Here is a 20,800-nt window from a genome sequence, read left to right on the forward strand (position 1 = left end):
ACATGTCGCGCAATCAACCCTGCCGTGACGACGCCAGCCAATGCCGCCTGTTTCCCGCTCCGCCTCCCAGCCTGAACTGACCACCCTGTTTGCCACGGTGCAACAGCACTTCCAGGACGTGATCGTGCCGCTTTGGCAAGGTCCCGGCTGGAATGCCGAGATGGCGCTGCCCTACGAGGCGCTGGATGCCGAGCATAATCCGCTGCCGCCCCAACGCTACCGGGCCATGGCCTGCGCGCGGCAGTTGTATCTGTTTGCCAGCCTGATCGGCCAGGTGCCAGGCGCCCACGAGCGCGCGGCGGCGCTGTTCCGTTCCCTGCAGCGGCACTTCCATGATGCCGAGCACGGCGGCTGGTTCTACAGCATCGACCCGCAGGGCGCGCCGCTGGATCAGCGTAAAGACCTCTACACCCACGCATTCATTCTGTTCGCCTGCGCCCATTACTGGGACAAAGTCCGCGAGCCGCTGGTGGAATCGGTGCTCAACGCGGCCCTGGAAGTGATCGCGCAACGTTTCGCCAGCGGCGACGGCCTCTACGAAGCGGAACTTGCGCGTGACTGGTCATCGCTGAACAGCGGACCGCTGCAGAATCCGTTGATGCACTTGGCGGAAGCCTTCCTCGCCACGTTGTCGGTGCGCGAAGACCTGGCTGTGCAACAGGCGCTCGTGGACTTATGCACAGGGATGCAGAAGCGCTTTATCGATCCGCAACACGGCGTGTTGATGGAAAAACCGCTGGGCGCTGTGGATAACTGGTTCGAACCTGGGCATCAGTTCGAGTGGTATTTCCTGCTGGAATCATCCGATCTGCTGCGCGGTTCATCCTTGCATGCTTCGCTGGAGCGCGCCTTTACCTTCACCGAGCAACTGGGTGTCGATCCACAGACCGGTGCCGTGCGGGCCATGCTCGACCTGGGGCCGGATGGCGGCTCCCGGGACGCGACGCAGCGAATCTGGGCCCAGGCCGAGTACCTGCGCGCATTGACCCTGCGACCGGACAGTGAGGCCTCGGTGTTGCGTCAATTGCAGGCGTTGCAGCAGCGCTCGCTGCACGCGGGCGGCTGGTATGAGTGCCGTGACGAGCACGGTGAAGTGAGTCGGAGGGACATGCCGTCGACCACGCCTTATCACTTGGCGACTTGTTACCGTGGGTTGATTGAGTATCTTCGCTGATCACTCAATCCACTTACGGTCTCCGGTAAAGCTGATCGTCAGCCAGCGCGCGGCGTCCGGCTCGCCAAGCTTTGCGGAAATTTCCTCGCGCAAACTGTCCAGTTGCCCCACACCGTCCAGCCAATAGTCCTTCGGCAACACGATGTGAATCTCGATGAAACACGCCCTTCCGTGTTTCTGCACGTAGGAAATGTAATCGTCGAAACCATGCTCGATCTTGGCCTCTTCCATCACCTGGCGCACCTTGTCGTCCAGTTGATCCGGGGCAATTCCCAGCACATCGCGCAACGCCGGGCCGAGAATCTTGAACGCCGGAGGGAGCATGCCCAGGGCCAGCAGGATCAGGATCATCGGGTCGACATACAACGCCCATTTGCCATAGCCCTGGGTCTTTAGCAGCAGCGCGATGAGGAAACTCACCAACAGGCCGGCCGAGAGCATCGCGTCCACCAGCCAACTGATGTTGTCGAACTGGATCAGTGATGATTTGAGTGTGCGATTGCGATGGCGGACATAGAAAAAATAAATGAGCTCGACGACGGTGAACACCGCCGCGTAGAAGATCACCAGGCCAAGCTCGACCTCGCGTCCACCACTGATGATGCCGAACACCCCGTTGAGAAAGGCATAAATGGCCACCAGCAACAGGAAACTGCCTTCGATCACCAGCACCATGGATTCCAGGTGCCACGAGCCGAACTGGAAGCGTTGATTGCTTTCCTTGGCGATCAGCCTGGCGGTGATCAGCATCAGGACCTTGATGAAGGCTGCAACCAGCGAGAAGAAGCCATCGAACAGGATGGATTGGGCACCCGAGACAAACCCGGTGATGATCCCGGCGAATGTCACCACCAGCATCAGGAAGGTCGATTGCTTGAGCAGCGCCTGCTCGCCTCGATTGCTCACATGCACTCCTCGAACCTTTGGCCCGCGGGGTTGTTGGGTGAGGAGTCTAGCTGATGTCCTGTGTTGCCTGTTCCGGCCTCTTCGCGGGCAAGCCTCGCTCCTACAAGGATCACGTTGAACCTGTAGGAGCGCGGCTTGCCCGCGACAGCCGTGATGCGGTCTTAGGCCTTGCCACCACTGCGATCAATCGCAAACCCGGCCCAGGTCTGGCTCACCGGCATCAGCTCGACGCTGTTGATATTGATGTGCGCCGGGGCATTGAGCACCCAGAAAATGGTGTCGGCGATGTCTTGCGGCTGGATCGGGTCAGCCCCGGCGTACGTAGCGTTGTAGCGCTCCTGGTCACCGGCGAAACGCACCAGCGAGAACTCGCTTTCACACAGGCCCGGTTCGATGTTGCTGACCCGCACGCCAGTGCCCTGGAGGTCGCAGCGCAGGTTCAGGGAGAACTGTTTGACGAACGCCTTGCTCGCGCCATACACATGGCTGCCCGGGTAAGGGTAGTTGCCGGCAATCGAGCCAAGGTTGACGATGCCCGCGCCACGACCATGGGCGATCAAGCGCGGCAGCAGCAGCCGGGTGCTGTACATCAGGCCCTTGATGTTGGTGTCGACCATGGTGTCCCAGTCGTCCAGATCGCACTTGGGCGCCGGGTCGACACCCAGAGCCAGGCCAGCGTTGTTGATAAGTCCGCGCAGCTTGGCGAAGGATGGCGGCAGGTTGGCAATGGCTTCTTCCATGGCCTTGCGGTCACGCACATCAAGCACCAGGCCGTGCACCTCGGTCTGCTTCGCCAGCTCGGCGCACAGCGCGTTGAGGCGCTCTTCACGACGCCCCGTCAGCACCAGTTTCCAGCCGGCCTCGGCAAAACGACGGGCACAGGCTTCACCAAAACCGGAAGTCGCGCCGGTAATAAACAGGGTGTTGGACATGGTGTTCTCCTTGCTACGGCTGATCGGCAGCCATTGGAATAGAAAATCAGCAGGCAGCATGCCCGGCCTTGCGCACAGCGGCAACCGGCGCGCTATCTGTACAAAAAACGAACAAAACTTGCAACGCCTTGCCGGCCGTGGCTTGCAGCCATATGCACGCACCTTATCCACAGCCCCATCCACACATTCCGGGGGCAAGTGGAAAAGCTGAAAGCCGCTATCCACAAGGCTTTGCAGGCCGATTTGAAACTTTTTTGCTTGACCCCCATTGGCCTGCTGTGTAACCCAGGATCAATTTCCCGACCGCGCGGTCAAGCCTGCGATGGCGCCAAGCCAGTAACCACGGCCCTCAGCCAAGTCTTTCCAGAGTTTAACCACAGACTTATCCACAGGCTTGTGCACTGCGATTTACCGCACTTTCCTTGCCAAGAAAAAGGTTGACAAAGCTGCCTTCGAGGCCCAGAAAAACCCATGATCAAAAAACAACCATAGCGCTGCAAGCCACGGATTCAAAGGCTTTCAGCCAGCTACTCCCACGTTATTCACAGCCAGCTCCACAGCAAACGGGGACAAGTCAAAACCGTGACAAAACAAGTAATTGCAGCGGCTTTATGTCGCGGTTTCGGAGGTCATCAATTTTGTTTTCCACAATTTCCCTCAGGCATGTCAACAACCCTGTGGGAGCGAGCTTGCTCGCGATGACTGGGACACAGATTACATCGTGGTGACTGACACGCCGCTATCGCGAGCAAGCTCGCTCCCACAGGGTTTAGTGGTGTTTGGGAGATGTAAAAAGCCCCGGCGATTGCTCGTCGGGGCTTTGTCATTGCAACAGCGAATCAGTGCCCGCCAAGATAAGCGTTACGCACATCCTCGTTGACCAGCAGCTCCTTTCCTGTACCGCTCATGCGAATCTCGCCGTTGACCATCACATAGGCCCGGTCCGACAGCCGCAGCGCGTGGTTGGCGTTCTGCTCGACCAGGAAAATGGTCATGCCGGTCTTGGCCAATTCCCGCAGCGTGGCGAAGATCTGCTTGACCACGATGGGCGCCAACCCGAGGCTCGGCTCATCGAGCAACAGCAGTTTCGGCCGGCTCATCAGGGCACGGGCGATGGCCAGCATCTGCTGCTCGCCACCCGACATGGTCATCGCACGCTGGGTGCGCCGCTCTTCAAGCCGCGGGAACAGCTTGAACATGCGTTGCATGTCTTCCTTGGCGTACTTGTCGCCAATGGGGATGGTGCCCATCAGCAGGTTTTCCTCGACGGTCATGTCGGGGAACACCCGCCGTCCTTCCGGCGACTGGGCAATGCCGTTGGAGGCGATGTAGTGCGACGACTTGTGGGTGATGTCCACGCCCTGATAAACGATCTGCCCGTCCGCCGCGCGCGGCTGACCGAAGATCGACATCAGCAGGGTCGACTTGCCCGCACCGTTGGAGCCGATCAGGCTGACGGTTTCCCCTTCGTTGATGTGCAGCGAAACGTTCTTCAGGGCCTGGATCGGCCCATAGAACACGTCCAGGTCCTTGAGTTCGAGGATGGGTTTGCTCATACCACTTCCTCTTCATCGGCGCCCAGGTAGGCGGCAATCACTTTCGGGTCGTTACGGATGTCACTGGGGCCGCCCTCGGCGATAACGACGCCGTGGTCCAGCACCACAATGTGGTCGGAAATACTCATTACCATGCCCATGTCGTGTTCGATCAGCACCACCGTCAGATCATGCTCGTCGCGCAGCAGCCGGATCATCGCGCTCAGCGCTTCGGTTTCCTGAGGGTTGAGGCCGGCGGCGGGTTCGTCGAGGCAGATGATCTGCGGACGGGTGCACATGGCCCGGGCAATCTCCAGTCGGCGTTGCTGGCCGTAGGACAGTTCACCGGCCAGGCGGTTGGCGCAGTCCACCAGGTCCACCACTTCCAGCCAGTAGAAGGCATGGTCCAGCGCATCGCTTTCGGCCTTGCGGTAACCCTTGGTGTTGAGGATGCCCGCCAGCAGATTGCGGTTGACCCACATGTGCTGGGCCACCAGCAGGTTTTCCAGCACCGACATTTCCTTGAACAGGCGAATGTTCTGGAAAGTCCGTGCCAGACCGGCACGGTTTATCAGGTGGGTGCCGCCAAACATCTTGTAGCGCAGCCGGGTGATGAAGCTTTTGGGCGAGACGAAATCGGTCGGTTTGAACGATTCGCCCAACAGCTTGATGACGTTGGTCTTCTGGCCACGCACGTTGAGTTCGATTTTGCCGCCGGAGGCCTTGTAGAAACCGGTCAGGCAGTTGAACACCGTGGTCTTGCCTGCGCCGTTGGGGCCGATCAAGGCGAAGATCGAGTTGCGCTTGACCTTGAGGCTGACATCATTCAATGCCTTGATGCCGCCGAAGTGCATCATCAGCTTCTCTACGGAGAGTACGACTTCGCTCATGGCGCTACTCCTTTACGCGGGGTCACACCGGTACGGCTGATTCGAATCAGGCCGCGCGGTCGCCAGATCATCATCAACACCATCAGGATGCCGAACAGCAGCACGCGGTATTCGGCGAAGCCACGCAGAAGTTCCGGGGCCACGGTCAGTACGAAGGCCGCAATCACCACGCCGATGGTCGAGCCCATGCCGCCGAGGACCACGATGGCGAGGATCAGGGCCGATTCGAAGAAGGTGAACGAGGTCGGGTTGACGAAACCCTGATAGGTGGCGAAGAACACGCCGGCCAGACCGGCCGTCGATGCGCCGATGGTGAATGCCGAGAGCTTGACCAGCACGTGGTTCAGGCCCATGGAGCGGCAGGCGATCTCATCCTCGCGCAGCGCTTCCCAGGCACGACCGACGGGCATGCGGGTCAGGCGATGCTTGATGTACAACACGGCCAGTACCACCAGGAACAACACTGCGTAGATGAAGTAGTACTTCACGTCCGGGTTGTAGGCGATGCCGAAGTACTCATGGAACGGCACGCCGCCATCCTTGGCTCGTTTGCCGAATTCCAGGCCGAAGAAGGTCGGCAGTGGTGCCGGCATGCCGTTGGGGCCGCCGGTCAGGGACAGCCAGTTGTTGAGGATCAAGCGGATGATTTCACCAAAACCCAGGGTCACGATCGCCAGATAGTCACCGTGCAGGCGTAGTACAGGGAAACCGAGGATGCAACCGGCCAGCCCGGCGGCGATCGCCGCCAGCGGCAGCACCGTCCAGAAACCCAGCCCCAGGTACTGATAACCGAGCGCAAGGCCGTAGGCACCGATGGCATAGAACGCCACGTAACCCAGGTCGAGCAGGCCGGCCAGGCCAACCACGATGTTCAGCCCCAGGCCCAGCAACACGTAGATCAACCCGAGGATGACCACGCCCAGCAGGTAGGAGTTGGAGAAAAACGGGAACACCACGGCGAGGACGATCATCACCGGGATGATCCAGCGCAACCGCGATTTGTAGTCGGGTGCCAGTACATGCACCCCGGAACCTGTGCTTTCAAAACCTTCGAGGATGCTCAAACCCTTGGGGGTTTGCAGGAACATGCTCAAGGCAAAGCGACCGGCCATGACGATAGCGACAATCCACGCCACGCGAGTGGTTTCCAGGTTGAATCCGTAGCCTTCGAGGACAACGCCGACAATCGGCCCGAACACGATCAGGGCGATGAGGCCGGCAAGAATCGCGTCAACCAGACTTTTTTTGAGATCAATGGTTTTATTAGTGGTTGAGGACATCGCTTACACCTTCGACACAAGAGGACGGCCGAGCAGGCCTTGGGGCCGAAAGACCAGAACGAGAACCAGCAGCGAGAAGCTGAAAACGTCTTTGTAGTCCGAGTTCACCAGGCCAGAGAACAGCGACTCGGAAATCCCGAGGATGATCCCGCCGAGCATGGCACCTGGCAGCGAGCCGATCCCGCCGAGCACCGCGGCAGTGAACGCCTTGATCCCGATGATGAAGCCGGCATAGAAGTCGAACGTGCCGTAGTTCATGGTGATCAGCACGCCGGCCAGGGCCGCCATCGCTGCACCGATGATGAACACATAGGAAATCACCCGGTCGGTGTTGATCCCCAGGATCGAGGCCATCTTGCGGTCTTGCTGGGTCGCGCGGCACATGCGGCCGAGCTTGGTGTACTTGATGATGTAGGTCAGCGCGGCCATGCCGACAAACGCGGCGACCAGAATGAACACCTTGGTGTAGGTCAGCTGCACGAAACCTGTGCCGACTTCGACACGCCACGCCCCGCTGAGCAACGTTGGAACGCCCTGTTGTTTGGCGCCCTGGGCGATCTGCGCATAGTTTTGCAGGATCAGCGAAATACCGATGGCGCTGATCAGCGGTGCCAGTCGGGTGGAGTTACGCAGGGGTTTGTAGGCGACGCGCTCGATGACCCAGCCATACACCGCCGTGACGACGATGGTGAAGATCAGGGTGCCGAGCATCAGCAGAGGGAAGGATTCAATACCGAAGTATGCCAGCAGAGCCAGACTGATCGCCGCGAGGTAAGCGGAAATCATGTAAACCTCGCCGTGGGCGAAGTTGATCATGCCGATGATGCCATAGACCATTGTGTAGCCGATGGCGATCAGGCCATAGACCGACCCGAGGGTCAGGCCGTTGACCAGTTGCTGCAGGAAAATACCATCCATAACGCAATCTCACGCAATGAGAACCTGTCCACCTGCCGGTGCGGTTCTTCTAAGGAAAATACAGATATACGTCGGAGCAATGTCAGTCAGGGTCCCACACCGCCCTTGTAGGAGCTGGCTTGCCAGCGAAAGCGGTGCATCAGCCAACAAGCTGTCGACTGGTCTGGCGCCTTCGCGGGCAAGCCCGCTCCTACAAAGGATCAGTGGGGTTCAGCTGATCGGGTCAGCCCTTACTTCTGTTTTTCCAGTTGGTGGTACTTGCCATCCTTGTCCCACTGGTAAACCACGTAGTCGGAGATTTTCAGGTCACCCTTGCTGTCCCAGGTCTTCTCGCCCATGACAGTCTTGACCGGATTTTTCTTCAGCCACGCAGCCGCTTCTTCGCCCTTGTTGGATTTGGCGCCGTTGAAGGCAGCCGCCAGGGCCTGGACCGAAGCATAAGCGTACAGGGTGTAGCCTTCAGGCTCGGTACCGGCCTTGCGGAATGCGTCTACCACGGTCTTGCTGTCTGGCAGCAGGCGTGGGTCGGCACCGAAGGTCATCAACACGCCGTCCACGAATTGCGGACCGCCAGCGGTGGTCACCAGTTCGTCGGTCACGATGCCGTCGTCGGACATGAACTTGACATCTTTCAGGCCTTGTTCACGCAGCTGGCGAACCAGAGGACCGGCTTCCGGGTGCAGGCCACCGAAGTAGACGACGTCAGCGCCGGCACCGCGGATCTTGGTCACGATGGTGCTGAAGTCTTTTTCGCCACGGGTCAGGCCTTCATACAGCACAGGCGTTACGCCGCGCTTGACCAGTTGGGCCTTGGTGGCGTCAGCCAGGCCTTGGCCGTAGGTGTCCTTGTCGTGCAGCACGACAACCTTCTTGCCCTTGAGCACGTCGACGATGTAGTCGCCGGCCACGATGCCTTGCTGGTCGTCACGACCGCACATGCGGAACATGGCGCTCAGGCCGCGCTCGGTCACCTGTGGGTTGGTGGAGCCTGGAGTGATGGCGATGATGCCCGCTTCGTCGTAGATCTCGGAAGCCGGGATAGTCGAGGAGGAGCAGAAGTGACCGACCACGCCGGCGACTTTCTGGTTGGTCAGGTCTTTGGCGACCGTCACAGCCTGCTTCGGTTCGCAGGCGTCATCGCCCTTGACCAGTACGATTTTTTCCCCGTTCACGCCGCCCGCTGCGTTGACCGCGTCGGCTGCTGCCTGTGCACCCTTCATGTACTGCTCGCCAAATGCCGCATTGGCGCCCGTCATTGGACCCGCTACGCCGATCTTGATGTCAGCCTGAGCAAACGCAGAAACACCCAACGCAGCTGCCACTGCGAGGGCCAGAAAGCCTTTCTTGTAAAACGTCTGGGACATGAGGTGGTGCTCCATGGTTTTTTTAATTGGCACTGCGACTTCACTGATTGCTCAGAGCAAGGGCCGTGCCATCGGTTTTTTATTCTTAAAAAAGTCGCTGCTTTATTCTTATTTCGACTATCTCGGGCCCATTTTCATTGGGCGTGCAACCGTCTAAACCGCGGAAGGTAAAACCATTATTTTTTTGAGGCGCAACCCGCCTGCGCCATCATTGCAACCGCGGCACTAAACGACGTGCAACCAGCCTGTAACAACGTGCGTCACCGAAGTGCACACTGCTGGTGCGGGACTGCTACAACCCGCACCACTACAGGCTAGCTGCTGATCAAAAAAGCGCCGCTTCCAACAACAAAAATCAACATTCAGATCACGATCCGCAAGCACTGGCCCGCGTGATACAGCGAAAAACCCGCCTCGTACAGACAACTGCGCAACCCCACTCCGGCCAATGGCTGCATCGGAGCGAAGGGAATCGGTAGCGCTTGAGGATTTCCGTTACACAAATAATCGGCGAAGGCTTTGCCGACCACCGTCCCGGTGGTCACGCCCCGGCCGTTGTAACCGGTGACTGCCACTAGACCGGGCGCAGGTTCGAACAGGCGCATCAAATGATCGGGGGTGAAGGCAATGCACCCGGTCCAGGTGCACTCCCATTCCACCGGCTTGAGGTAGGGGAAGTAATGCTGCTGCACCCGATCGGCCCAGGCCTTGAGGAACCAGGCCGGCTTCTGGTTGCCATTACCGAGACTGCCGAGCAGCAGGCGCCCGTCCTTGTCCCGGCGAATACTGCTGAGCACCTGGCGGGTGTCCCAGGAACCCTGGCCACCGGGCAGGATTTGCTGCGCGGCGTCTTCGGTCAGCGGTACCGAGGCCACCTGATAGTAATAACCGGGGAAGAAATTACGCCGCAGCTCCGTCCAGTCGCCTTCGGTATAGGCATTGGAAGCGATCACCACTTGCTCGGCCAGGACCGAACCCTGCGCGGTTTGCACCGACCAGCGCTGCCCCTGACGTTCGAGGCGGGTCACCGGGGAATGATCGAACAACTGCCCCCCCAGACCAATGGCCGCCTTGGCCAAGCCGGTGGTGTAAGCCATCGGGTTGAGCGTGCCAGCACGGCGATCGAGCAGTGCCGCAGCGATTTTTTTGGTACCCGTCGCTTGCTCACACGCTGGCCCGGTCAGCAGCTCGACAGGTGCGCCACGGCGTTTCCATTGCTCTTCACGACTGCGCAAGTCAGCTTCGCCACGGGCGTTGTGCGCCATGTGCAGCGTGCCTTCGCGGCGCAACTGGCAATCGATGTTGTACTTGTCCACAAGGCTGAACACCAGGGACGGTGCGGCGCCGAGCATGCGGTTGAGCTGGCGGCCCACCACCTCACCAAATCCGGCTTCGATCTCGTCCGGGGGAATCCACATGCCGGCATTGACCAGCCCGACGTTGCGCCCCGAACCGCCGTGGCCGGCGCGATGGGCTTCGAGCACACATACCGTCTTGCCCTGCTCCAGCAGATGCACCGCCGCCGACAGCCCGGTAAAACCTGCGCCAATCACGCAGACATCGGCCTTCATTTCACCCTTGAGCGCCGAGTTGTCGGGCCTTTGCGGCGTCAGTTTTTCCCACAGACACTCTTCGCGTAACGGCATTGCCAGACTCCAACCAGAAACCTAACAAACAAAAACAAAGCATCGCTGGCAAGCCAACTCCCACAGGGTTATGTGCCGCAACACAAATCCTGTGGGAGCTGGCTTGCCAGCGATAGTGCCCATCAGTCGAACGTGATGCCCTGCGCCAACGGCAACTCCAGCGAATAGTTCACGGTGTTGGTCTGACGACGCATGTAACCACGCCATGCATCGGAACCGGACTCACGACCGCCGCCGGTCTCCTTCTCACCACCGAATGCACCGCCGATTTCCGCGCCGCTCGGGCCGATGTTGACGTTGGCGATGCCGCAGTCACTGCCCACCGCCGACATGAACTGCTCGGCTTCACGCACGTCGGTGGTAAAGATGCAAGACGACAGGCCTTGCGGCACGGCGTTGTTCAAACGCAGCGCTTCGTTGAAATCGTTGTAGCCCACCACGTACAGGATCGGCGCGAAGGTTTCATGGCAGACCACATCGCTCTGCTCCGGCATTTCGACGATGGCCGGCGAAACGTAGTAGGCATTCGGGAATTTGTCTTCCAGCTGACGCTTGCCGCCGAACACCTTGCCGCCTTCGCTCAGAGCCTGCTCCAGCGCGTCCTGCATGTTGTCGAAGCTTTGCTTGTCGATCAGCGGGCCGATCAGGTTGCCTTCCAGCGGATGGCCGATGCGCACTTTGGAGTAGGCGGCCTTGAGGCGGGTGACGATTTCTTCCTTCACAGACTCATGGGCGATGAGGCGGCGTAGCGTGGTGCAGCGCTGGCCTGCAGTGCCGACGGCGCTGAACAGGATCGCGCGAACGGCCATGTCCAGATCGGCGCTTGGGCCAAGGATCATCGCGTTGTTGCCACCCAGCTCGAGAATGCTGCGGGCAAAGCGCGCGGCGATTTTCGGCGCCACTTCACGGCCCATGCGGGTGCTGCCGGTGGCGCTGACCAGCGCAACACGCGGGTCATCGACCAGGGCTTCACCGGCATCGCGACCGCCAATGACCACCTGGCTCAGGTGTGGCGGCGCATCGCTGAAATTCTTCAGCACGCGGTCGAACAGTGCCTGGCAGGCCAGTGCGGTCAGTGGCGTTTTTTCCGACGGCTTCCAGATCACCGGGTTGCCGCAGACCAGCGCCAGCGTTGTGTTCCAGGCCCAGACCGCCACCGGGAAGTTAAAGGCGCTGATCACACCGACGACGCCCAGCGGGTGCCAGGTCTCGCGCATGTGATGGCCAGGGCGCTCGGAGGCGATGGTCAAGCCATACAGTTGACGGGACAGGCCGACGGCGAAGTCGCAGATGTCGATCATTTCCTGAACTTCACCCAGGCCTTCCTGGGTGATCTTGCCCGCTTCCCAGGACACCAGTTCGCCGAGATCGGCCTTGTATTCGCGAAGGATCTCACCCAGTTGCCGCACCAGCTCGCCGCGACGCGGTGCCGGAACCTTGCGCCACAGTTCGAATGCATGATCTGCACGACTGATGTGCTGCTCGACTTCAGCGGCACCTTCCCAGTTGACGGTGGCAATCGTGCTGCCATCGATCGGCGAATGCACCGGCACTTTGCCGTTCTGGTACAGGGCCGGGTTCACACCAAGACGATCAAGCAATGCGGCAACCATGGGTCACTCCTCAAGCAAAAAACGGAACGTGTGCAGCCGCCGAATCACGACTGATCAGACCTGTAGTTTTAGCGCTCCCGAGGTTACTCAACAAACGACCATTAAGAGAGATATCATTCCGTTTATTCATGCTGTGCATTGTTGGCAATAAAGAGACAAGTACAAAGGACCGCCCATGCTGAACAAACGCTATTTGCCCTCGATCGCTGCACTGCAGTGTTTCGAAGCCGTGACCCGCCACCTGAGCTTCACTCGAGCCGCGGAAGAGCTCAACCTGACCCAGAGCGCTGTCAGTAAACAGGTGGCGCAACTGGAAGAGCTGTTGCAGCACCTGCTGTTTCGCCGGGTTCGCCGACGCCTGCAAATGACGCCTGCGGGCGATCTGTACCTGGTGGAGGTACGAAAAATCCTCACCCAGGTTGAGATGTCGACCCATTACCTGCGTTCCTACGGGGGTGAAACCGAAGTCCTGCGCGTCTCCACACCCTCGACCTTCGGCGCTCGCTGGCTGGTGCCGCGCCTCAAGGGCTGGCGCCTGCGCCATCCGTCGATCCATCTGGACCTGTGCAATGAACAGGAAGCCGACGATCTGTTGCAAGGGCGCAGCGACCTGGCGTTCTACTTCGGCCAGGGTTCTCGTCCGGGCACCGAATGCCTGAAGTTGTTCAGCGAAGAGCTGGTGCCTGTCTGCGCCCCGGGCAGCCTGCCCGACACGCCATTCACCGACCCGACGCAACTCACCGACCTGGTCCTGCTGCAAAACGCCTCCCGCCCCCAAGCCTGGCACGACTGGTTCGACAGTCAGGGCTACCACACCGAACACAGCTACCACGGCCCGCGTTTCGAAACCTTCTATATGTGCATCCGCGCGGCGCAAGTCGGCTGCGGCGTAGCACTGCTGCCAAGGTTTCTGGTGGAAGAGGAACTGGCCGACGGCAAGCTGGTCATTCCCTGGCAGCATGCGATGCCCAGCACCGACGCCTATTACCTGGCGTACCCGGAACATTCGGCGGAAGTGCCCAAGGTGCGCGATTTCGTGAAGTGGATGCTGGAGCAGGTGTAGGGACGCTTCAAAAATCGCTGGCAATCAACACCACCGATATGCGCCACTAGCCTTATTCAATGTGGAGAACCCCCGTTATGAGCGAGAGTGTGTTTGCCGATCGCATCGTGCAGAACCTGCTCGACACCGACTTCTACAAACTGACAATGATGCAGGCGGTGCTGCACAACTACCCGAACGTAGAGGTCGAATGGGAGTTTCGTTGCCGTAACAGTGAAGATTTGCGCCCGTACCTGGCGGAAATCCGTTTCCAGATCGAACGGTTGGCCGAGCTGAGCCTGAGCGCCGACCAATTGAGTTTTCTGGAGCGCATCAGCTTCCTGAAGCCGGATTTCCTGCGTTTTCTAGGGCTGTTTCGCTTCAACTTGCGCTACATCCACACAGGTATCGAAAACGGCGAACTGTTCATCCGTCTGCGGGGCCCGTGGTTGCACGTGATCCTGTTCGAGGTACCGATTCTGGCCATCGTCAGTGAGGTGCGTAACCGCTATCGCTATCGGGAGATTGTCCTGGAGCAGGCGCGTGAGCAGCTCTATCGCAAGTTCGACTGGCTGAGTGCCAACGCCAGCAGCGAGGAACTGTCCGAGTTGCAGGTAGCCGATTTCGGCACCCGTCGTCGCTTCTCCTACCGTGTACAGGAAGAAGTGGTGAACGTGCTCAAGCACGATTTCCCCGGGCGCTTCGTTGGTACCAGCAACGTGCACCTGTCCCGGGAACTGGACATGAAGCCGCTGGGCACCATGGCCCACGAATGGATCATGGCCCACCAGCAACTCGGCCCGCGGCTGATCGACAGCCAGATCGCCGCCCTCGATTGCTGGGTCCGCGAATACCGTGGCCTGCTAGGGATTGCGCTGACCGACTGCATCACCATCGATGCATTCCTGGGCGATTTCGACCTGTTTTTCGCCAAGCTTTTCGACGGCTTGCGCCACGACTCGGGCGATCCCGTGGCTTGGGCGGAAAAAGCCATCGCGCACTATCACAAGCTCGGTATCGACCCGATGAGCAAGACGTTGACCTTCTCCGACAGCCTGACACTGCCCAAGTCCCTGGAGATTTTTCGGTCGCTGCGGGGTCGAATCAATGTCAGCTTCGGCATCGGCACCAACCTGACGTGTGATATTCCGGGTGTCGAACCGATGAGCATCGTGCTTAAAATGACGGCCTGCAACGGCGCGCCGGTGGCGAAGATCTCCGACGAGCCCGGCAAGACTCACTGCAAAGACCCGAATTTCGTCGCCTATTTGCGACACGTTTTCCAAGTTCCTGCCCCCCTCTAGCAAGGAGTGAATTCATGCAAGCCGTACAGCGTGAGATTGCTGATCAGCTCAAGGTTCAACCGCCGTTCGCCGACGAAGCCGCCCTCGAAGCCGAAGTCGCCCGGCGGATTACCTTCATCCAGGATTGCCTGGTCAATTCCGGGCTCAAGACGCTGGTGCTGGGCATCAGTGGCGGTGTCGACTCCCTGACCGCCGGCCTGCTGGCCCAGCGTGCGGTCCGTGAACTGCGCCAGCGCAGCGGCGATGCCGCCTACAAATTCATCGCCGTGCGGCTGCCGTACGAAACCCAGTTCGATGAGCATGACGCCCAGGCCTCGGTGGACTTCATCAAGCCGGACGAGCGCCACACGGTGAATATCGGCCCGGCGGTCAAATCCCTGGCCAGCGAAGTCGCGGCGTTCGAAGGCAAACACGCAGTGTCGGTGGATTTCGTGCTCGGCAACACCAAGGCGCGCATGCGCATGGTCGCCCAGTACACCATCGCCGGCGCGGCCCATGGCCTGGTGATCGGCACCGATCATGCGGCGGAAGCGGTGATGGGTTTCTTCACCAAGTTCGGTGACGGCGCCTGCGACCTGGCACCGCTCAGTGGCTTGGTGAAAAACCAGGTCCGTGCCATCGCCCGCAGCTTCGGCGCACCGGAATCGCTGGTGGAAAAAATCCCGACCGCCGACCTCGAAGACCTGTCACCGGGCAAACCGGACGAAGCTTCCCATGGCGTGACATACGCCGAGATCGACGCGTTCCTGCACGGCGAGCCGGTGCGCGAAGAGGCGTTCCAGATCATCGTAAACACGTACAACAAGACGCATCACAAGCGGGTGATGCCGTTTGCGCCTTGATGGGTGAATGAATGAAAAAGCCCGCTGAAGTGTTGAGCTTCAGCGGGCTTTTTCTTTGGCCAAGGCATTTATTGACGCTGATGGCCTCTTCGCGGGCAAGCCCGCTCCCACAGGGTTTCAGGTGTTCACAAAAGTTGTGCCCGACATAGGACCTTGTGGGGGCGAGCCTGCTCGCGATGAACGATGACGCGGTGCTTCGGTTTACTTCAGGGTAACCGTACCTTTCATCATCGAGATGTGGCCCGGGAACGAGCAGAAGAAGCCGTACTTTTCATTGGCATCGAGCTTGGACACGTCGAAGGTCACCGAGTCGGTCTCCTTGGCGCCGATGATCTTGGTGTGGGCGATGATGCGGGCGTCGCCTTCTTTCAGGTAGTTCTTGTCGATGCCGGCGCTCAGACCGTCGGTCGCGATCGGCTGCATGTCGGCTTCTTTACTGATTACCAGGTTATGGCCCATGACGTTTTTCGGCAGGTTGCCGGAGTGCTTCAATTCCACGGTGAACGTTTTGCAGCTCTTGTCGATTTCAATGGCCTTCGTGTCGAAAGACATCTGGTCAGTGGAGTCAACGGTGACTTTGCACTCGGCAGCCATCAATTGGCTGCTGGCCAGTGTCAACAGGGATACCGCAACAAGTTTGGCAAACATGGTGAATCTCCAAGGCAGGGTGAATGAAAAATGCGAATGAACAGAAGACTGCCTGAAAACTTCGCAAGTTCCTATGACCTGAAGCAAAAATTGTATACAACTTTAGGGCTATGGGACCGATCGAGACAATCTACCAGCCAGGTGTCTGCCCCGGCCCTATCATCAGACCATCCTCATTTTCGGAGCGTCTGTCATGTCGATCAATACCCTGTTGTGCAGCTTGCTCGCCGCGTATGCCTGCGGTGCCAGCGGAACCTGCGAAACGCCCAAGCGCGAAGTTTAGCCCTTGGAGCGCAACTCGCCTGCCTTTACTCTGTGGCCCTGATCGACCCTGGAGTAAGGCATGTCTTTAACATCCGTTTGTGTATTCTGCGGCGCCAGCACTGGCACCAACCCCGCTTATCGTGAAGCAGCCGTCGCCCTAGGCCAGGCCTTGGCCGAACGCAAGCTGACCTTGGTCTACGGCGGTGGGGCCGTGGGACTGATGGGTATTGTCGCCGATGCGGCATTGGCGGCCGGCGGTGAAGTGATCGGGATCATCCCGCAGAGCCTCAAGGACAAGGAAATCGGCCACAGCGGCCTGACCCGCCTGGAAGTGGTCGACGGCATGCATGCGCGCAAGGCGCGGATGGCTGAACTCAGCGATGCCTTCATCGCTTTGCCCGGGGGCCTGGGTACCCTGGAAGAGCTGTTCGAAGTCTGGACCTGGGGCCAATTGGGCTACCACGGCAAACCGTTGGGCTTGCTGGAAGTGAATGGTTTCTACAGCAAACTCACGGGTTTTCTCGATCATATCGTCGGCGAAGGCTTCGTTCGCGCGGCACACCGTGACATGCTGCAGGTGAGCGAATCGCCGCAGACGCTGCTTGAGGCCCTCGATCGCTGGCAGCCGACCGTCGCGCCCAAATGGGTCGAGCAAAAACCCGACTAACGACTTAGGCTCCGATACAGGGCAGAATACGCGCCGCTCAAACCTCACCTTCGACCCCAGAGGATCGCCCATGGCCAAACCCAATTACTCCTTCGCCAAACGTCAGAGAGACCTGGCCAAGGAACAGAAGAAAGAGGAAAAACTTCAGCGCAAGAAAGCAATGGCTGACGAAGCGGCACTGAACCCTGACGGTGAAGTCGCGGCAGATGACGATGTTGATGATGTTGAAGCACCGAAAGATCAGGCGCCCGACGCCTGAGTCCCTCCGGGCCGGATGATCTGATCAGGCCCACGGATCTGTGTCCAGGGTCAGCAGCACCTTTGCTGACCCTCACAGGCCAATCTGCAATATCCCACCCGCGTCATTCCAATGGCATCACTGTGACACGAACTTCCGGATCATGGTTGCCCCCTCCCAGAATCACCCCACGCAATGGCGACACATCGGAAAAATCCCGGCCCCAGGCCAGGGTGATGTGCTCAAGCGCCGGCTGCACGTTGTTGGTCGGATCGAAATCCACCCAGCCCGACACCGGGCAATACACCGACACCCAGGCATGGGACGCATCGGCGCCGATCAATCGCGGTTGGCCTGGCGGTGGCTGGGTCAACAGGTAGCCGCTGACATAGCGCGCAGCCAATCCACGGGAGCGCACGCAGGCGAGCATCAGGTGGGCGAAGTCCTGACAAACCCCGCGCCGGCGTTCCAGCACTTCCACCAGGGGGGTAGCGACCTGCGTCGCTTCGGCATCGAAGGTGAACTCGCTGAAGATTTTCTCCATCAAAGCCTGAACTCCGAGCAACAGCGGCCTTCCTGCCGGAAAGCAGCTCTCGGAAAACTCGACGAAGTTGCGCTTCAAATGCACATAAGGAGACTCGAACCGGTAACGGCAGGCTTCGAGCAATTGCGGCGAAAGCGGCTGGCTGCTGTAGGTCAGCGCGTTGCGAGTGTCTTCCCACGCTGGGGATCGATTGAAATCAACCCGAGGTCGGGGCAGCACCTCAATCGTCAGGCTGGCATTGACCAGCAGTTCATCATGGGGGCGCTCGAACGCCAGCCGAGTCAACGGATTGCCGAACACATCCAGCTCATCGCGACGTGAAGTCGGGTCCGGACTGATCTGCAATTGCTGGTCGGAGCAACGTTGCCACGCACAAGGCCTGGGCCACAAATGCGCCAGTTGCTGGGCCAGGGACACCGGGCTGTCATAGTGATAATGGGTATCGTGGAAAATCTGGTAGTGAGCGCTCATCAGACGGACACCGTGCGCTGACTGACATCATCGACGTGGGCGAAGTGACGCAAGGCCAGGCGATCCGATACCTGCCCGCTGGCATCGGCAATCTCTTGCAGCAGATCGGCCAGCCCTTCGATGGCAGCACGCACGCTGGCGGCGCCAAACAACGGGTTTTCCAGGCAGCCCAGATCGAAGCGCGTCAGACGCTCCACTAACTGCGGCAGGCCCGCTTCGCGAGGTACGCCAAAGTCGTCGCACAGGCGTTTGAGCGTGCGGGTCACCAGCTTCAACTGGAACAGCACCGCATGTGGGTTCTGCTCATCGAGCAACAACAGGTCAAGAACCGGGATCAACTGCGCCACCGCCAAGTACCGCGAACGATAGGTGATACTGCTGTTGCCCAGCTCCAGCAACCACTCCAATCCCGCCTGATCGAAAGCTCCGGCGCCACGCAGGAACGCCGCCAGGCTGCCGCTGAGAAACTGCAGGCGTTCGAGCCGCCGGCCGATCATCAGGAAGCGCCAGCCTTCGTCCCGGGTCATGTCGTCCAGGGCAAAACCGGACAGCGCCGCCAGGGACATCACCAGCCGGTTGAGAAAGTCGAGCAACTCGCCGAAGTCCGGTTCATCGGTCTCGAGTTCCATCGCTTCGCGTTGCAACTCCACCAGCGCCTGCCAGTTCTCCCGCGAGAGCTTGCCACGCACCTGCGAGGCCGCCCACTGCAAACGTTGCAGGTTGCAACGCAGGCTGAACGGCCAGTCATCGCCACGTATCGCCGCCAGCAATCGCTCTGGCAGCTCACCTTCATCGGGCAGCAACATCAGTCGTTCGCCAAGATCGACCGCCGCATCCAGGGCCTGAGGGTCATCGCCGTCGACATAACGCGCCAGCATGATTCGCAGCAAGCGGGCGCTGTCATCGCAGCGTTCGCAATAACGGCCGAACCAGAACAGGTTTTCCACCACCCGGGACGGCAGATAAGGATCGCGCCGCACCAGGTCATGCACGCCGATATTGCGCTGGGCTTTCCATTGTTCGCCGCTCGGTGGACGTTCGCCCAGCACCCAGGTGTCCTTGCTCGCGCCGCCGCGCTGCATCGATACCACCTCGGCATCCGCCTGCGCGGCCACGCGGGTCAAGCCACCGGGCAACACCCGATAGCCGTCGCGACTGGCCACCGCGTACACACGCATACCGATTGCCCGGGGTTGCAGTTGACCGTCCTCGGCTTGCCATATCGGCGCCTGGGACAACTGCGCGAGTTCTTGCGCAACATAAGCATAGGGTCGAGCCTGCATGCGCTCGGCGAGCTCCCGGCGCTGTTTTTCACTCAAATCTCGACCAAAGAGCGGAGAAAAACTCTGGGACGGAAATGCCGGCTTGATCAGCAGCTCCGGCAGTTTTTCCAAGGCCTGGGCCAGCACCGGCGCCTCACCGCACCACCAGGTGGCAATGGACGGCAGGATCAGTTCTTCGCCAAACAGGAACTGGTTGATCTTCGGCAGGAAACCCAGCAAGCCCGGCGACTCCAGCACGCCGCTGCCGAGGGCGTTGGCCACCAGAACCCGACCCTGGCGCACGGCTTCAAGCAGGCCCGGTACGCCCAGGGCCGAGTCGGTGCGCAATTCCAGCGGGTCGCAGAAGTCGTCGTCGAGCCGGCGCATGATCGCGTGGACCCGACGCAGGCCGCTCAGGGTCTTCAGGTAGACCGTGGCATCGCGCACCGTGAGGTCGCCACCTTCCACCAGCGGATAGCCAAGCTGGCGAGCCAGGTACAGGTGTTCGAAATAGCTTTCGTTGAAACGCCCCGGCGTCAGCAGGACCACCAGCGGCGCCTCTTCGTCGCTTGGCGCCTGACGGGCCAGCGTCTCCTGGAGGGTGCGGAAGAATCCCGCCAGGTGCTGCACCTTCAAATCACGGTACAACTCGGGAAAGGCCCGGGACACAATGGTGCGGTTTTCCAGGGCGTAGCCAGCTCCGGACGGCGCTTGAGTGCGATCGGCCGTTACCCACCAGCGGCCATCGGGCGTGCGCGCCAGATCCACGGCGTACAGATGCAAAAAGGCTCCGTCGGGCGGCATGATGCCCTGACAGGGCCAGAGGAAATTGTTGTGGCCAAATACCAGCTCCGCCGGCAGCAGACCTTCGGCGATCAAGCGTTGCGGGCCATAGAGATCGGCCAGCACAGCATTGAGCAAACGCGCACGCTGGGCGATGCCGGCCGACAATTGCTCCCACTCATCGGCGGCAATCACATGGGGCAGCAAGTCCAGCTCCCATGGCCGATCGGCGCCCTTGGGATCGGCGTAGACGTTATAGGTGACGCCGTTTTCCTGGATCTGCCGGGTCAGTAGCGCCTGACGCTGCACCAACTGAGCGGGCGTGCTGCGCTGCAATTGGTCGAACAGCCGACGCCAGTGCGGCCGTATGGCACCGCTGTCGTCGAGCAATTCGTGATAGGTGCCCGCCGTCAGCGGGTAGCGGTCTAGCAGGTCAGGCATGGAAAGCTCGGCAGACAGCAGTGAACGGTCAGACTA

Annotated in this window: 18 protein-coding genes; 6 read left to right on the forward strand and 12 right to left on the reverse strand. The window is 60.0% G+C overall.

The genetic code is table 11. The features are described from left to right. The first annotated feature begins 40 nt into the window (after positions 1-40). Positions 41-1,174: an AGE family epimerase/isomerase gene (locus tag ACIO0C_RS17855; RefSeq protein ID WP_401314171.1), complete on the forward strand. Its 1,134-nt coding sequence runs from the start codon at positions 41-43 to the stop codon at positions 1,172-1,174. On the opposite strand, the gene ACIO0C_RS17860 is transcribed toward ACIO0C_RS17855, so the two are convergent. The 9 genes from ACIO0C_RS17860 to ACIO0C_RS17900 all read right to left on the reverse strand — a co-directional run bounded on the left by ACIO0C_RS17860 (position 1,175) and on the right by ACIO0C_RS17900 (position 12,258). Then, complete coding sequence (locus ACIO0C_RS17860; RefSeq protein ID WP_401314172.1) at positions 1,175-2,080, reverse strand: cation diffusion facilitator family transporter; 906 nt, start codon at positions 2,078-2,080, stop codon at positions 1,175-1,177. A 161-nt stretch (positions 2,081-2,241) separates the two neighbouring features. Beyond that, a complete protein-coding gene (locus ACIO0C_RS17865; protein WP_401314173.1) occupies positions 2,242-3,012 on the reverse strand; it encodes an SDR family oxidoreductase in 771 nt (256 codons plus the stop codon). Between the two features lie 839 nt (positions 3,013-3,851). Beyond that, positions 3,852-4,568, reverse strand: coding sequence for an ABC transporter ATP-binding protein (locus ACIO0C_RS17870; protein ID WP_008058947.1), 717 nt, complete (start codon positions 4,566-4,568; stop codon positions 3,852-3,854). Further along, a complete protein-coding gene (locus ACIO0C_RS17875; RefSeq protein ID WP_401314176.1) occupies positions 4,565-5,437 on the reverse strand; it encodes an ABC transporter ATP-binding protein in 873 nt (290 codons plus the stop codon). The genes ACIO0C_RS17870 and ACIO0C_RS17875 overlap by 4 nt, the downstream gene beginning before the upstream one ends. Then, on the reverse strand, positions 5,434-6,717 hold the full coding sequence (gene livM, locus ACIO0C_RS17880; RefSeq protein ID WP_401314178.1) for a high-affinity branched-chain amino acid ABC transporter permease LivM: 1,284 nt from the start codon (positions 6,715-6,717) through the stop codon (positions 5,434-5,436). The genes ACIO0C_RS17875 and livM overlap by 4 nt, the downstream gene beginning before the upstream one ends. 3 nt (positions 6,718-6,720) lie before the next feature. After that, entirely contained in the window at positions 6,721-7,635 is a 915-nt protein-coding gene (locus tag ACIO0C_RS17885; RefSeq protein WP_401314180.1) for a branched-chain amino acid ABC transporter permease LivH, read from the reverse strand. Positions 7,636-7,865: 230 nt separating this feature from the next. Further along, complete coding sequence (locus ACIO0C_RS17890) at positions 7,866-8,999, reverse strand: branched-chain amino acid ABC transporter substrate-binding protein (protein ID WP_401314182.1); 1,134 nt, start codon at positions 8,997-8,999, stop codon at positions 7,866-7,868. Positions 9,000-9,361: 362 nt separating this feature from the next. Next, positions 9,362-10,645 (reverse strand): NAD(P)/FAD-dependent oxidoreductase, encoded by a 1,284-nt coding sequence (locus tag ACIO0C_RS17895; RefSeq protein ID WP_401314184.1) that lies wholly within the window; start codon positions 10,643-10,645, stop codon positions 9,362-9,364. Positions 10,646-10,767: 122 nt separating this feature from the next. Then, positions 10,768-12,258, reverse strand: a complete 1,491-nt coding sequence (locus ACIO0C_RS17900; protein WP_401314186.1) for an aldehyde dehydrogenase family protein — start codon at positions 12,256-12,258, stop codon at positions 10,768-10,770. Between the two features lie 175 nt (positions 12,259-12,433). Here ACIO0C_RS17900 and ACIO0C_RS17905 point away from each other — a divergent pair, with 175 nt between their 5' ends. The 3 genes from ACIO0C_RS17905 (at position 12,434) to nadE (ending at position 15,446) form a co-directional block, all read left to right on the forward strand. After that, the gene (locus ACIO0C_RS17905; RefSeq protein ID WP_020797622.1) at positions 12,434-13,321 is read left to right on the forward strand and encodes a LysR family transcriptional regulator; all 888 of its coding nucleotides are present in this window, start codon (positions 12,434-12,436) and stop codon (positions 13,319-13,321) included. Between the two features lie 77 nt (positions 13,322-13,398). Next, positions 13,399-14,604 carry a nicotinate phosphoribosyltransferase gene (gene pncB / locus ACIO0C_RS17910; RefSeq protein WP_401314188.1) on the forward strand — a complete coding sequence of 402 codons (1,206 nt, stop codon included), beginning with the start codon at positions 13,399-13,401 and terminating at the stop codon, positions 14,602-14,604. Between the two features lie 14 nt (positions 14,605-14,618). Further along, positions 14,619-15,446 (forward strand): ammonia-dependent NAD(+) synthetase, encoded by an 828-nt coding sequence (gene nadE / locus ACIO0C_RS17915; protein ID WP_401314190.1) that lies wholly within the window; start codon positions 14,619-14,621, stop codon positions 15,444-15,446. Between the two features lie 201 nt (positions 15,447-15,647). Here nadE and azu read toward each other — a convergent pair whose 3' ends face one another. Continuing rightward, a complete protein-coding gene (gene azu, locus ACIO0C_RS17920) occupies positions 15,648-16,094 on the reverse strand; it encodes an azurin (protein ID WP_008058963.1) in 447 nt (148 codons plus the stop codon). Between the two features lie 343 nt (positions 16,095-16,437). Between azu and ACIO0C_RS17925 the strand changes: the two genes are divergently transcribed. Together ACIO0C_RS17925 and ACIO0C_RS17930 are read left to right on the forward strand one after the other, a co-directional pair. Next, positions 16,438-17,025 carry a TIGR00730 family Rossman fold protein gene (locus ACIO0C_RS17925; protein ID WP_401314193.1) on the forward strand — a complete coding sequence of 196 codons (588 nt, stop codon included), beginning with the start codon at positions 16,438-16,440 and terminating at the stop codon, positions 17,023-17,025. A gap of 70 nt (positions 17,026-17,095) precedes the next feature. Further along, complete coding sequence (locus ACIO0C_RS17930) at positions 17,096-17,284, forward strand: hypothetical protein (protein ID WP_401314195.1); 189 nt, start codon at positions 17,096-17,098, stop codon at positions 17,282-17,284. Between the two features lie 103 nt (positions 17,285-17,387). On the opposite strand, the gene ACIO0C_RS17935 is transcribed toward ACIO0C_RS17930, so the two are convergent. Both ACIO0C_RS17935 and ACIO0C_RS17940 read right to left on the reverse strand, forming a co-directional pair. Further along, entirely contained in the window at positions 17,388-18,278 is an 891-nt protein-coding gene (locus ACIO0C_RS17935) for a transglutaminase N-terminal domain-containing protein (RefSeq protein ID WP_401314197.1), read from the reverse strand. After that, on the reverse strand, positions 18,278-20,764 hold the full coding sequence (locus ACIO0C_RS17940) for a circularly permuted type 2 ATP-grasp protein (protein ID WP_401314199.1): 2,487 nt from the start codon (positions 20,762-20,764) through the stop codon (positions 18,278-18,280). Before ACIO0C_RS17940 ends, ACIO0C_RS17935 begins: the two co-directional genes overlap by 1 nt. Between the last annotated feature and the right edge of the window lie 36 nt (positions 20,765-20,800).

This window comes from Pseudomonas sp. NPDC087336 (assembly GCF_044744285.1).
Taxonomy (GTDB): Bacteria; Pseudomonadota; Gammaproteobacteria; order Pseudomonadales; family Pseudomonadaceae; genus Aquipseudomonas.

What these genes read in the sequence shown, in the direction of transcription:
- ACIO0C_RS17855 (WP_401314171.1), top strand. Translation starts at nt 41, where the DNA reads ATGCCGCCTGTTTCCCGCTCCGCCTCCCAGCCTGAACTGACCACCCTG.
- ACIO0C_RS17865 (WP_401314173.1), bottom strand. Translation starts at nt 3,012, where the DNA reads ATGTCCAACACCCTGTTTATTACCGGCGCGACTTCCGGTTTTGGTGAA.
- ACIO0C_RS17870 (WP_008058947.1), bottom strand. Translation starts at nt 4,568, where the DNA reads ATGAGCAAACCCATCCTCGAACTCAAGGACCTGGACGTGTTCTATGGG.
- ACIO0C_RS17875 (WP_401314176.1), bottom strand. Translation starts at nt 5,437, where the DNA reads ATGAGCGAAGTCGTACTCTCCGTAGAGAAGCTGATGATGCACTTCGGC.
- livM (WP_401314178.1), bottom strand. Translation starts at nt 6,717, where the DNA reads ATGTCCTCAACCACTAATAAAACCATTGATCTCAAAAAAAGTCTGGTT.
- ACIO0C_RS17885 (WP_401314180.1), bottom strand. Translation starts at nt 7,635, where the DNA reads ATGGATGGTATTTTCCTGCAGCAACTGGTCAACGGCCTGACCCTCGGG.
- ACIO0C_RS17890 (WP_401314182.1), bottom strand. Translation starts at nt 8,999, where the DNA reads ATGTCCCAGACGTTTTACAAGAAAGGCTTTCTGGCCCTCGCAGTGGCA.
- ACIO0C_RS17895 (WP_401314184.1), bottom strand. Translation starts at nt 10,645, where the DNA reads ATGCCGTTACGCGAAGAGTGTCTGTGGGAAAAACTGACGCCGCAAAGG.
- ACIO0C_RS17900 (WP_401314186.1), bottom strand. Translation starts at nt 12,258, where the DNA reads ATGGTTGCCGCATTGCTTGATCGTCTTGGTGTGAACCCGGCCCTGTAC.
- ACIO0C_RS17905 (WP_020797622.1), top strand. Translation starts at nt 12,434, where the DNA reads ATGCTGAACAAACGCTATTTGCCCTCGATCGCTGCACTGCAGTGTTTC.
- pncB (WP_401314188.1), top strand. Translation starts at nt 13,399, where the DNA reads ATGAGCGAGAGTGTGTTTGCCGATCGCATCGTGCAGAACCTGCTCGAC.
- nadE (WP_401314190.1), top strand. Translation starts at nt 14,619, where the DNA reads ATGCAAGCCGTACAGCGTGAGATTGCTGATCAGCTCAAGGTTCAACCG.
- azu (WP_008058963.1), bottom strand. Translation starts at nt 16,094, where the DNA reads ATGTTTGCCAAACTTGTTGCGGTATCCCTGTTGACACTGGCCAGCAGC.
- ACIO0C_RS17925 (WP_401314193.1), top strand. Translation starts at nt 16,438, where the DNA reads ATGTCTTTAACATCCGTTTGTGTATTCTGCGGCGCCAGCACTGGCACC.
- ACIO0C_RS17930 (WP_401314195.1), top strand. Translation starts at nt 17,096, where the DNA reads ATGGCCAAACCCAATTACTCCTTCGCCAAACGTCAGAGAGACCTGGCC.
- ACIO0C_RS17935 (WP_401314197.1), bottom strand. Translation starts at nt 18,278, where the DNA reads ATGAGCGCTCACTACCAGATTTTCCACGATACCCATTATCACTATGAC.
- ACIO0C_RS17940 (WP_401314199.1), bottom strand. Translation starts at nt 20,764, where the DNA reads ATGCCTGACCTGCTAGACCGCTACCCGCTGACGGCGGGCACCTATCAC.